This is a genomic window from Enterobacter sp. JBIWA005 (assembly GCF_019968805.1).
Lineage (GTDB): Bacteria > Pseudomonadota > Gammaproteobacteria > Enterobacterales > Enterobacteriaceae > Enterobacter > Enterobacter vonholyi.
Genome location: NZ_CP074159.1, coordinates 3,535,219 through 3,547,175 on the forward strand (window position 1 = coordinate 3,535,219; position 11,957 = coordinate 3,547,175).

At 58.1% G+C, this 11,957-nt stretch carries 10 protein-coding genes; 3 read left to right on the forward strand and 7 right to left on the reverse strand.

Translation table 11 applies throughout. The features are described 5' to 3' along the window. Positions 1 to 498: 498 nt before the first annotated feature. Complete coding sequence (gene purL, locus KGP22_RS16730; RefSeq protein ID WP_223580250.1) at positions 499 to 4,386, reverse strand: phosphoribosylformylglycinamidine synthase; 3,888 nt, start codon at positions 4,384 to 4,386, stop codon at positions 499 to 501. A gap of 267 nt (positions 4,387 to 4,653) precedes the next feature. Between purL and mltF the strand changes: the two genes are divergently transcribed. Then, positions 4,654 to 6,204, forward strand: coding sequence for a membrane-bound lytic murein transglycosylase MltF (mltF, locus tag KGP22_RS16735; protein WP_223580252.1), 1,551 nt, complete (start codon positions 4,654 to 4,656; stop codon positions 6,202 to 6,204). On the opposite strand, the gene tadA is transcribed toward mltF, so the two are convergent. From tadA to murQ, 4 genes are read right to left on the reverse strand one after another with little or no spacing between them, the layout of a single operon-like run. Further along, positions 6,092 to 6,598 carry a tRNA adenosine(34) deaminase TadA gene (tadA, locus tag KGP22_RS16740; protein ID WP_220123739.1) on the reverse strand — a complete coding sequence of 169 codons (507 nt, stop codon included), beginning with the start codon at positions 6,596 to 6,598 and terminating at the stop codon, positions 6,092 to 6,094. The two genes, mltF and tadA, sit on opposite strands and share 113 nt — an antisense overlap. Before the next feature lie 56 nt (positions 6,599 to 6,654). Next, positions 6,655 to 7,290, reverse strand: coding sequence for a phosphatidylglycerophosphatase C (yfhb, locus tag KGP22_RS16745; protein ID WP_039263757.1), 636 nt, complete (start codon positions 7,288 to 7,290; stop codon positions 6,655 to 6,657). Between the two features lie 3 nt (positions 7,291 to 7,293). After that, on the reverse strand, positions 7,294 to 8,655 hold the full coding sequence (locus KGP22_RS16750) for a PTS transporter subunit EIIC (protein WP_223580254.1): 1,362 nt from the start codon (positions 8,653 to 8,655) through the stop codon (positions 7,294 to 7,296). Positions 8,656 to 8,666: 11 nt separating this feature from the next. Next, positions 8,667 to 9,560 carry an N-acetylmuramic acid 6-phosphate etherase gene (gene murQ / locus KGP22_RS16755; protein ID WP_223580257.1) on the reverse strand — a complete coding sequence of 298 codons (894 nt, stop codon included), beginning with the start codon at positions 9,558 to 9,560 and terminating at the stop codon, positions 8,667 to 8,669. A gap of 117 nt (positions 9,561 to 9,677) precedes the next feature. Here murQ and KGP22_RS16760 point away from each other — a divergent pair, with 117 nt between their 5' ends. Together KGP22_RS16760 and KGP22_RS16765 are read left to right on the forward strand one after the other, a co-directional pair. Further along, positions 9,678 to 10,526 carry a MurR/RpiR family transcriptional regulator gene (locus tag KGP22_RS16760; protein ID WP_111965128.1) on the forward strand — a complete coding sequence of 283 codons (849 nt, stop codon included), beginning with the start codon at positions 9,678 to 9,680 and terminating at the stop codon, positions 10,524 to 10,526. Positions 10,527 to 10,572: 46 nt separating this feature from the next. Continuing rightward, a complete protein-coding gene (locus KGP22_RS16765; RefSeq protein WP_008502177.1) occupies positions 10,573 to 10,833 on the forward strand; it encodes a YfhL family 4Fe-4S dicluster ferredoxin in 261 nt (86 codons plus the stop codon). Here the strand turns inward: KGP22_RS16765 and acpS are convergent. Both acpS and pdxJ read right to left on the reverse strand, forming a co-directional pair. Then, on the reverse strand, positions 10,830 to 11,210 hold the full coding sequence (acpS, locus tag KGP22_RS16770; RefSeq protein WP_023294331.1) for a holo-ACP synthase: 381 nt from the start codon (positions 11,208 to 11,210) through the stop codon (positions 10,830 to 10,832). The two genes, KGP22_RS16765 and acpS, sit on opposite strands and share 4 nt — an antisense overlap. Further along, positions 11,210 to 11,941 carry a pyridoxine 5'-phosphate synthase gene (pdxJ, locus tag KGP22_RS16775; protein WP_008502179.1) on the reverse strand — a complete coding sequence of 244 codons (732 nt, stop codon included), beginning with the start codon at positions 11,939 to 11,941 and terminating at the stop codon, positions 11,210 to 11,212. Before pdxJ ends, acpS begins: the two co-directional genes overlap by 1 nt. Positions 11,942 to 11,957: the final 16 nt, after the last annotated feature.

Sequence of the window (11,957 nt, forward strand, 5' to 3'; positions counted from 1 at the left end):
CTGAGTCTGCCCTTCAGATACAACAAAGCCGGGTAAAAACCCGGCTTTGTCATGGAATGAGGCGGTGCCTAACTCGACGTTTCGCCCTGGCCTGATAAAGCATCGCTATGATCAGTAGTTGGACGGCAGGCACCTTTTTGTGCGTCATTCGAAGTTTATGTAGCGCTTCCCGAAGGGGCTGACATAAGAAGGTGAATGAGCCACTGGCTAATATTATGCAACACCCGTGCCAGAATGAAAAACAAAATATTAACATATTGAAATATATGATTTTTACTCGTTGAGCTTGTTAATTATCGATTGAATGATTTTCAGGCTAAGTGTCGCTATTAAGCAACACCTTAACGGAAACCTTTCCTGACATATATAAATCAATAACTTAAATGTCTCTTTTTGGAGACACTTAAGTTGCCGGTCTGTCGCAATTATGCGACACAAATAAAAAAAAGCCCGGTTGAGCTTTCGCTTACCGGGCCTGGAAGGATGTGGGACTAAAACTTAACCCAATTGCTTACGCGCATTGCGGAAGATACGCATCCATGGGCTGTCCTCGCCCCAGTTTTCCGGGTGCCAGGAGTTGCTCACGGTGCGGAACACGCGTTCCGGGTGCGGCATCATGATGGTCGCGCGACCGCTTTCGCTGGTTACCGCCGTAATACCGTTGGCGGAGCCGTTCGGGTTAGCCGGGTAGCTTTCCGTGACTTTGCCGAAGTTATCGACAAAGCGCAGTGCCACCAGGCCTTTGCTCTCCAGCTGAGCCAGATGCGCAGCATCACGCACTTCTACCTGACCTTCGCCATGGGAAACGGCGATTGGCATCTGTGAACCGACCATTCCCTGCAGCAGCAGAGACGGGCTCTGGGTCACTTCCACCAGGCTAAAGCGCGCTTCGAAGCGGTCAGACTGGTTACGCACAAAGCGCGGCCAGGCTTCACTGCCCGGGATCAGCTCGCGCAGGTTAGACATCATCTGGCAGCCGTTACACACGCCCAGCGCCAGGGTCTGCGGACGGTGGAAGAAGGTTTCGAACTCGTCGCGCACGCGGCTGTTGAACAGGATGGACTTCGCCCAGCCTTCGCCTGCGCCCAGCACGTCGCCGTAGGAGAAGCCGCCGCACGCCACCAGCGCCTGGAAATCTGCCAGACCGGTACGTCCGGCCAGCAGGTCGCTCATGTGGACGTCGATAGCGTCAAAGCCCGCGCGGTGGAAGGCCGCAGCCATCTCAACGTGGGAATTAACGCCCTGCTCGCGCAGCACCGCCACTTTTGGACGCGCGCCGGTCGCAATGTACGGCGCAGCGATGTCTTCGTTAATATCGAAGGAGAGCTTCACGTTCAGGCCAGGATCCTGGTCATTGGCCTTCGCGTTGTGCTCCTGATCGGCACATTCAGGGTTATCACGCAGGCGCTGCATCTGCCAGGTGGTTTCCGCCCACCACATGCGCAGCGTGGTTCGGCTTTCGCTGAACACCGTATGACCGTCTGCTTCAATGACGAAGCGGTCGCCCTGAACGGCTTTACCCAGATAGTGGACGCAGTCTGCCAGACCGTGCCTCGCCAGAATCGCTTCAACCGCATCGCGATCCGCCGCACGCACCTGAATCACGGCGCCCAGCTCTTCGTTGAACAGCGCAGCCAGACGGTCTTCGCCAAGCGTAGCGATGTTGGCTTCCACGCCACAGTGGCCGGTGAAGGCCATCTCTGCCAGGGTCACCAGCAGGCCGCCGTCGGAACGGTCATGGTAGGCCAGCAGCTTACGCTGCGCCACCAGCGCCTGAATCGCGTCGTAGAAGCCTTTCAGCTGCGCCACGTCGCGCACGTCGGCTGGCTTATCGCCAAGCTGACGGTAAACCTGCGCCAGCGCGGTGGCGCCCAGCGCGTTGTGGCCTTTACCCAGGTCAATCAGCAGCAGGGCGTTATCTTCGGTCGCCAGCTGCGGCGTAACGGTGTGACGCACGTCTTCCACGCGTGCAAACGCGGTGATCACTAGCGACAGTGGAGAGGTCATCTCGCGCTGCTCGTTACCTTCCTGCCAGCGGGTTTTCATCGACATGGAGTCTTTACCCACCGGAATGGTCAGGCCGAGTGCTGGACACAGTTCCTCACCCACCGCCTTCACGGCTTCATACAGGCCAGCATCTTCGCCCGGGTGGCCGGCTGCGGCCATCCAGTTTGCGGAGAGCTTGATACGTTTGATATCGCCAATCTGCGTCGCGGCGATGTTGGTCAGCGCTTCACCGACCGCCAGACGGGCAGAGGCGGCGAAGTCCAGCAGCGCCACCGGGGTGCGTTCGCCCAGCGCCATCGCTTCGCCGTAGTAGCTGTCGAGGCTCGCAGTGGTCACGGCGCAGTTCGCCACCGGGATCTGCCAAGGGCCGACCATCTGGTCGCGGGATACCATACCGGTCACGGTACGGTCGCCGATGGTCACCAGGAAGGTTTTCTCTGCCACAGCAGGCAGGTGCAGCACGCGGTTAACCGCTTCTGCCACGGTGATGCCCTGGCGATCCAGCGCTTTTCCCGCAGCCTTGCGGGTCTGCACGTCGCGGGTCATCTTCGGCGTTTTACCGAGCAGGACGTCGAGCGGCAGATCGATCGGCTGGTTGTCGAAATGTGTATCGCTCAAGGAGAGATGCTGCTCTTCGGTCGCTTCACCGATGACGGCATACGGCGCGCGCTCGCGGCGGCACAGCTCGTCAAACAGCGGCAGCTGGTCCGCCGCAACGGCCAGCACGTAGCGCTCCTGGGATTCGTTACACCAAATTTCCAGCGGGCTCATGCCCGGTTCATCGCTCAGGATGTCGCGCAGGTTGAAGCGACCGCCGCGGCCGCCGTCGCTCACCAGCTCCGGCATGGCGTTGGACAAGCCGCCCGCGCCCACGTCGTGGATGAAGAGGATTGGGTTGGCATCACCCAGCTGCCAGCAGCGGTCGATCACTTCCTGGCAGCGGCGCTCCATCTCAGGGTTGTCACGCTGCACGGACGCGAAGTCGAGATCCGCATCAGACTGGCCGGAGGCCATCGAAGAGGCCGCACCGCCGCCCAGACCGATGTTCATCGCCGGGCCGCCGAGTACGATCAGCTTCGCGCCGACGACGATCTCGCCTTTCTGCACGTGATCGGCACGGATGTTGCCGATCCCGCCTGCCAGCATGATCGGTTTGTGGTAGCCGCGCAGCTCTTCGCCGTTGTGGCTGTCCACTTTCTCTTCATAGGTACGGAAGTAACCGTTCAGCGCCGGACGGCCAAACTCGTTGTTAAACGCCGCGCCGCCCAGCGGACCTTCGGTCATGATATCCAGGGCGGTTACAATGCGCTCTGGCTTGCCGAAATCTTCTTCCCACGGCTGTTCAAAGCCCGGGATACGCAGGTTGGAGACGGAGAAACCGACCAGACCCGCTTTTGGTTTTGCACCACGACCAGTCGCCCCTTCGTCACGGATTTCACCGCCGGAGCCGGTAGCCGCACCCGGCCACGGGGAGATCGCCGTCGGGTGGTTGTGGGTTTCAACCTTCATCAGGATATGCGCGGGCTCCTGATGGAAGTCATAGCGCCCTGCTTCGCGATCGGCGAAGAAGCGGCCCACCTCGGAGCCTTCCATCACCGCGGCATTGTCTTTATAGGCAGACAGCACGTGGTCAGGGGTTTGCTCCATGGTGTTTTTGATCATTTTGAACAGCGACTTCGGCTGCTGTTCGCCGTCAATAATCCAGTCGGCGTTGAAAATCTTATGGCGGCAGTGCTCAGAGTTAGCCTGCGCGAACATGTAAAGTTCGATGTCGTTCGGGTTACGGTTGAGCTTAACGAACGCATCCTGCAGGTAGTCGATTTCGTCTTCTGCCAGCGCCAGGCCGAGACGCAGGTTGGCGTCGATCAGCGCCTGACGGCCCTGCCCTAGCAGGTCCACGCTCTGTACTGGCGCAGGCTGATGGTGGGAGAAAAGCTTCTGTGCGTCATTGAGAGAGGCAAATACGCTCTCCATCATGCGGTCGTGCAGCTCAGCCGCAACCGCCTGCCACTGCGCGTCGCTCAGGGTTGAGGCTTCCACGTAGTACGCCACGCCGCGCTCCAGACGGTTAATCTGGCTCAGGCCACAGTTGTGGGCGATGTCGGTGGCTTTGGAAGACCAGGGGGAGATGGTGCCCGGACGCGGCGTCGCAAGGATCAGTTTGCCGGTTGGCGTATGGCTGCTGAGGCTTGGGCCATACTTGAGCAGGCGTTCCAGCTGTACGCGCTCCTCTGCATTCAGGGGGGCATTCAGGTCAGCAAAATGGACATACTCAGCGTAAATATTGCTTACCGGAAGGTCGGCCGCCTGAAAACGTGCCAGCAGTTTAGTGATACGGAAGGCAGACAGTGCAGGCGAACCACGCAGAATTTCCATCATAAGTCTCTCGTCTTCGAAGCGCCGGGGCGCTTACAGTGTGCGCAAGGGGGGAAAACGGGCGTCATTATAGAGAATCCTGAGCGCCGACGAAACCGTTTGCGTCGAAATAAAATTTGCCCAGAGGTTTAACAATAGATGTGACCTGTCTCTCTAATTGGTTGCCAAGTGGCGCAAGTTTACGCAAAATGCCGCTCATTCAATGGCAAACCTTATTATTAACATGGCTACAGCAAACTGAGGCAACCGGCGTCGCAGAGAATTAACTAATTGAAAAAATTAAAGATTAATTATCTGCTCATCGGCATTGTAACGTTGCTGTTGGCAGTGGCCCTCTGGCCTTCTATCCCCTGGTTCGGCAAAGCCGAAAACCGTATCGCCGCCATTCAGGAGCGGGGGGAATTGCGCGTCAGTACCCTCAACTCCCCGCTCATTTACAGCGACATCAACGGCAAAATCATTGGTCTGGATTATGAGCTGGCACAACAGTTCGCCGATTATCTTGGCGTGAAGCTTAAAATCACCGTCCGCCAGAATATCAATCAGCTTTTTGACGACCTCGATAACGACGATGCCGACATGCTTGCCGCCGGGCTGGTGTATAACAGCGAGCGCAGCAAGAACTACCAGCCGGGCCCGACCTACTACTCCGTTTCGCAGCAGCTGGTTTACCGCGTCGGGAGCCTGCGCCCGCGCTCGCTGGCTTCGATTAACGATCGGCAGCTGACGATTGCGCCCGGCCACGTGGTGATTGACGACCTGCGTGAGCTCAAGGAGAAAAAATATCCCGACCTGAGCTGGACGGTGGATCCGAAACTCGGCACGACGGAGCTGCTTGAGCAGGTAAAAGACCAGAAAGTGCCCTACACCATTGCCGATTCGGTCGCAATCAGCCTGTTCCAGCGCGTGCATCCTGAAATCGCCGTGGCGCTGGACGTTACCGACGAGCAGCCCGTGACCTGGTTTAGCCAGCTTGATGACGATCAGACCTTCTCTGCCGCGATGCTTGATTTTTTCAACACCATCAATGAAGACGGTACGCTGGCGCGTCTGGAGGAGAAGTACCTCGGGCACGGTGATGACTTTGACTACGTTGACACCCGCAGCTTCCTGCGCGCGGTAGACAGCGTCCTGCCGGACCTGCAGCCGCTGTTCGAAAAATACGCCCAGGAAATTGACTGGAAACTGCTGGCGGCTATTTCGTATCAGGAATCCCACTGGGATACCCAGGCCACGTCCCCGACTGGGGTACGTGGTTTGATGATGTTAACCAAAAATACCGCGCTGAGCCTGGGCGTGAATGACCGTACCGATGCCGAACAAAGCATCAGCGGCGGCGCGCGCTACCTGCAGGATATGATGGCCAAAGTCCCGGAAACGGTGCCGGAAGAGGAGCGGATCTGGTTCGCGCTGGCGGCCTACAATATGGGCTATGCGCATATGCTGGATGCGCGAGCATTAACGGCCAAAACGAAAGGCAACCCGGACAGCTGGTCAGACGTAAAGCAGCGCCTGCCGCTGCTGAGCCAGAAGCCATGGTATAACAAACTGACATACGGCTACGCGCGCGGGCATGAAGCCTACGCCTACGTGGAAAATATCCGTAAATATCAGATTAGCCTGGTCGGGTATCTGCTGGAGAAAGAGAAAGAGGCGACAGAGGCCAAACGGCTGGCTCAAAGCTACCCTGTCGTGGCGCTGGACGAACTTAATCGCCCAACAGCTTCAATTCTGCCTTTTGCTGCTTTTTCTGCTGACGGCGCATTCGAAAGAAATCACTTAATAGCCCCGAACACTCTGGTGCGAGCACCCCGCCGATAGTCTTCACCTGGTGGTTCATTCCGGGGTGCCCCAACACGTCCATCAGTGAGCCGGCCGCGCCGGTTTTTTCATCCCGCGCCCCGAAAACCAGAGTCCCGATCCGGCTGTGCACCATCGCCCCGGAACACATCACGCACGGCTCCAGCGTCACATACAGCGTGGTATCAAGCAGGCGATAGTTTTGCAGCACCAGACCGCCCTGACGAAGCGCCATAATTTCGGCGTGCGCGGTAGGGTCGTGGCGGCCAATCGGACGGTTCCACCCTTCGCCAATCACCTGGTTATTGTGGACCAGCACGGCGCCTACGGGCACTTCGCCCTCGTCCCAGGCACGCTGAGCGAGCGTTAGCGCGTGGCGCATCCAGTATTCATGATTGTATTCAGGGATGGACAACGGTTGATTCTCCAGTCGAAAAGCGGCGGCATTATACACACCCCTTATGGATAAGACTATTCGAGTTGCTGGAGTTCACCTGACGGCGTGACGCGCCAGCGATGCTGGCAAAAATAGAGCAGCGGGTTGTCCTGTTTGCTGTCGCTGTAGCCGCTGTACAGGCGCAGCGGCGTACCGATGCGTTTCTCCAGCTGGACCACTTTTTCATGCCCCAGACAGCGCAGGGTTAGCACCCAGCCGCCGTAACCGCGGGCAATTTGCGTGGCGATAAGATTCACGCGCGGAAGCCAGGGGGTATCAAAGTAGACCTGCTCCACAAGCGTCTGCGGGGAGCCTGTAATCAGCCAGATGTCGGCATCGTTCGCGTCGAGGTAGCTGGTCAGGCGCGCCTGTACAACAGGAAAGGCCGCAACGTGACCGCGAAACCAGTGCGCAAAATCCTTTTCGAGCTGTTTGAGCCGCGCTTCGCTGTGCCCAAAGGTACATCCCCACAGCAGCAGACTCATCGGCCATCGCGCCGCACGGCCTTTCACCAGCAGCGCGATACCGATAACGGGTAAGAGCGGTAGCACGAGCAGCGCATTCAAAGGCTGACGCCGCAGCAGGTAACGCATAAACGTACCAAACATATCCTGCTGATGCAGCGTTCCATCCAGATCGAAAAAGACAACGCGACGCGCGTGATTTGCCAAACCTTACTCCTCTGGGTCGTTGAATCCTAATAGCCAGGTAAAAAGGAACCCGGCGATCACCGCTACTAAATAGCCTAACAGATAGAGCATCACTTTTCCGGTCACGATGGTTAATGCCAGCGGTAAACCGGAAAGCCCAAAGGTGATCACGGTGGCGACTTTCCAGTAGCTGATCAGCGCCCCGCCTACCGCTCCGCCCAGACAGGCCGCGAGGAAAGGTTTACCCAGCGGCAGCGTAACGCCGAAAATCAGCGGCTCGCCGATGCCGAGCAGTCCGACCGGGAGTGCGCCTTTAATCATTTTCTTCAGACGCGCGTTGCGGGTTTTCATCAGTACGGCAATCGCCGCGCCGACCTGCCCCACGCCCGCCATCGACAGGATAGGCAGCAGCGCGTTATAGCCGTGCGCCTGCACCAGCTCGACGTGGATCGGCACCAGCCCCTGGTGCAGGCCGGTCAGCACCAGCGGCAGGAAGGTACCGGAAAGCACAGCGCCAACCAGCAGCCCGCCGCGGTCAATCGCCAGAGACGCACCGTGAGCGATGGCTTCAGAGATCCACCCGCCTAACGGCTGGAGGGCCACAATCGCTACGCTACCGGTAATCAGCGTGGTCAGCAGCGGGTTGAGGATAAGCTCAATCGAACCGGGCAAAATCGCGCGCAGCCGTTTCTCGATCCAGCACATCAGGATGACCACCAGCAGCACCGCAATCACCCCGCCACGGCCCGGCTGAAGCGCCTCACCAAACAGCGTAATCTGCGCCAACTGCGGGCTGGACAAAATGCCCGCCATCACCCCGCCCATCGCCAGCGATCCGCCAAACACCTTCGCGGTATTGACCCCGACAATAATGTTCATGATGGCGAACACCGCGCTGCCGAAGATCCCGAGAATCCCCAGCAGGTTCGGATACTGCGTGGCGAAATCCCCCACAATATCCGGTCGCTTGAGGATATTGATGATCCCGGTGATCAGGCCCGAGGCAATAAACGCCGGGATTAGCGGAATAAAGACGTTTGCCAGCTGTCGCAGCGCATCGCTCATCGGGGCTTTATATTTGGCTTTCGCCTGCGCTTTGGTGCGCTCAGTATCGTCAATCGACACGCTCGCGCTAACGCCCATCAGCGCGCGCATGGCGTCAACAACCTGCGCCGCTTTCCCCGGCCCGACGATCAGCTGATGCTGCTGGCCCTGTTTCACGTAGCCGCTGACCCCGGACAGTTGCTTCAGACGCGACACGTCAAGCTGGTCGTCGTCATGCACCTCGACGCGCACGCGCGTCATGCAGTTTTCGAGACGCTGAATATTTTTTTCCCCGCCGATCCCCCGCAGGATATCGCTGGCGAGCGCTGCTGTTTTGTCCATAGACGCCTCTGTTAGTTTTCTAATGCCGCCCGTAAGAAGCCGTTATGCGCATCGAGTTTTGCTCTCGCGGTCGCCGCATCCAGCCCGCTTAAAATCATCAGAATGGCAGGTTTAACATCATGATCGGTTTGTTTGAGTACCGCTTCGGCCTCTTCACGGCCTGCGCCCGTAGCCTCCATCACCATGCGGCAGGCTCTGTCCACCAGCTTGACGTTGGTGGCCTGCATATCCACCATCAGGTTCTGATACACCTTGCCGAACTTAACCATCGCGCCGGTGGAAATCATATTGAGCACCAGCTTTTGCGCGGTCCCTGACTTGAGGCGCGTGGAGCCGGTGAGCGCTTCCGGCCCGACCACCGGAGAGATAGCGATAGCGGCCACCTGCGCAATCGGGGAGCCCGGATTACAGGAGATGGCCACCGTCGTGCAGCCGGTCTGGTTGGCGTATTCCAGGCCGCCAATGACGTAGGGCGTGCGCCCGGATGCCGCCAGACCGATCACCAGATCCTTCTCCGTCAGATTCAGCGCCTTCAGGTCATCCTCGCCCAGCTGTTTGTTATCTTCCGCCCCTTCAACGGCTTTCAGCAGCGCACCGGGTCCACCGGCAATTAACCCAACGACCAGACCATGCGGCACCCCAAATGTGGGCGGACATTCTGACGCGTCCAGAACCCCAAGACGCCCGCTGGTCCCCGCGCCCATGTAAATAATGCGTCCACCGGCCTTGAGGGCTTCCGCCGCCGCATCGACCGCTTTCGCCACCTCGGGTAATGTCTCTTTCACTGCCTGCGCGACCAGCGTATCCTGTTGATTAAAGCGGTTAACCAGCTCCAGGGTGGAGAGCGCATCCAGATCCATGGTTTGCGGGTTACGCGTTTCAGAAACAAGTGAGCCAAGATTCATTTTTGTACCTCAAGAATTTTTAATTCATAATAATCACACTATAATGGAATATAAAATTCATTCAGGCGAGCAAAATTCGTATTTGCGCAGATAATCACATTTTCGCCAGGAGACCGTATGAACTGTTTAATTCGCATTCGCCAGCGCTACGCAGGCTTTGCCCAAAGCGACAAGAAGCTGGCGGATTTTTTGCTTTCTCAACCCGATCGCGCGCGCCATCTCAGCTCGCAGCAGCTGGCGAGTGAAGCCGGCGTGAGCCAGTCCAGCGTGGTGAAATTTGCCCAGAAGATTGGCTTTAAGGGATTCCCTGCCCTCAAGCTGGCGATCAGCGAAGCGCTGGTCAGCAACCCCAATCCGCAGTCCATGCCGGTGCATAATCAGATCCGCGGCGATGACCCGATGCGGCTGGTCGGCGAAAAGCTGATCAAAGAGAACGTGGCCGCCATGCATGCGACGCTCGATGTGAATACGGAAGAGAAGCTGCTGGAGAGCGTGGCGATGCTGCGTAGCGCGCGGCGGATCGTTCTGACCGGCATCGGCGCGTCCGGACTTGTGGCGCGTAACTTTGGCTGGAAGCTGACGAAAATTGGCCTTAACGCCATCGTCGAACAGGATATGCACGCCCTGCTGGCGACCGTACAGGCGATGGATCCTGACGATCTGCTGCTGGCCATCTCTTACTCCGGCGAGCGTCGTGAAATCAACATGGCAACTGATGAAGCGCTGCGCGTCGGCGGTAAAATTCTGGCAATCACCGGTTTTACGCCAAATGCCCTGCAGCAGCGGGCCACGCGCTGTTTATATACCATTGCCGAGGAGCAGGCCACGCGCAGCGCGGCTATCTCGTCCACCAGCGCACAAATGATGCTGACGGACCTGCTGTTTATGGCGCTGGTGCAGCAGGATCTGGAGCGAGCGCCAGAGCGCATTCGCCACAGCGAAGAACTGGTAAAGAAACTGGTTTGACGCGTATAATGCCCGCCCAGTTTGTGTTGTTTCTGAGAATTTCCTGATGGCGCTGTTAATTACCAAAAAATGCATTAATTGCGATATGTGCGAGCCCGAATGCCCGAACCAGGCCATTTCGATGGGCGACAGCATTTATGAGATTAACAGCGACCGCTGCACCGAATGCATCGGCCACTATGAAACGCCGACCTGTCAGAAAGTGTGCCCGATCCCGAATACCATTCTGAAGGATCCGGCGCACGTCGAGAGCGAAGAGCAGCTGTGGGATAAGTTTGTCCTGATGCACCACGCGGACAAACTTTAACTTTCGATGATCACCGTAGCGCTGGCATAGTGGCGTTCATCCGCGATCGTCACGTGCATGTGATTCACGCCCAGCTTCTCTGCAAGCTTTTGCGCCTCGCCCCATAAACGCAGGCTTGGCTTACCCAGCTCATCGTTAAACACTTCAAACTGGTTGAACGCCAGACCGTTACGAATGCCGGTCCCGAAGGCTTTGGCCGCCGCCTCTTTTACCGCAAAGCGCTTTGCCAGAAAACGCACCGGCTGCTGATGCGCTTCCCAGATGGCCCATTCGTTATCGCTCAGCACGCGCCTTGCGAGGCGATCGCCGCTGCGGGCGATCACCGCTTCAATGCGGGCTATTTCCACGATATCGGTGCCTAAGCCCAGAATGGCCATTACTGACGCGCTTCCAGCATCAGGCGTTTCATCTCGGCGACCGCCTCTTTCAGGCCGCTCATTACCGCGCGGCCAATGATCGCGTGACCGATGTTCAGCTCGTGCATTTCCGGGATGGCGGCAATGGCCTTCACGTTATGGTAGGTCAGGCCGTGACCGGCATTGACCTTCAGGCCCAGGCTCGCCGCGTAGGTGGCCGCCTTAGCAATACGCTCCAGCTCTTTTGCCTGCTCGGCATCGTTTTTGGCATCGGCATAGCAGCCGGTGTGAATTTCGATATACGGCGCGCCCACGTCGGCTGCCGCTTTAATCTGGGTGAAATCGGCGTCAATAAACAGCGAAACCAGGATACCGGCATCCGCCAGGCGCTTGCAAGCATCGCGCATTTTGTCGAGCTGGCCGGCCACGTCCAGACCGCCTTCGGTCGTGACTTCCTGGCGTTTTTCCGGCACCAGGCAGCAGAAGTGCGGCTGGGTCTCGCAGGCAATGGCGAGCATCTCTTCGGTGACCGCCATCTCCAGATTCATACGGGTGTCCAGCGTCTGGCGCAGAATGCGAACGTCGCGGTCAGTGATATGGCGGCGGTCTTCGCGCAGGTGAACGGTAATGCCGTCGGCGCCAGCCTGTTCAGCGATAAACGCCGCCTGAACCGGATCGGGATACGCCGTGCCGCGCGCATTACGCAGCGTGGCGATATGATCGATGTTGACGCCTAACAGTAATTCAGCCATGACAATCCTCGGTTTT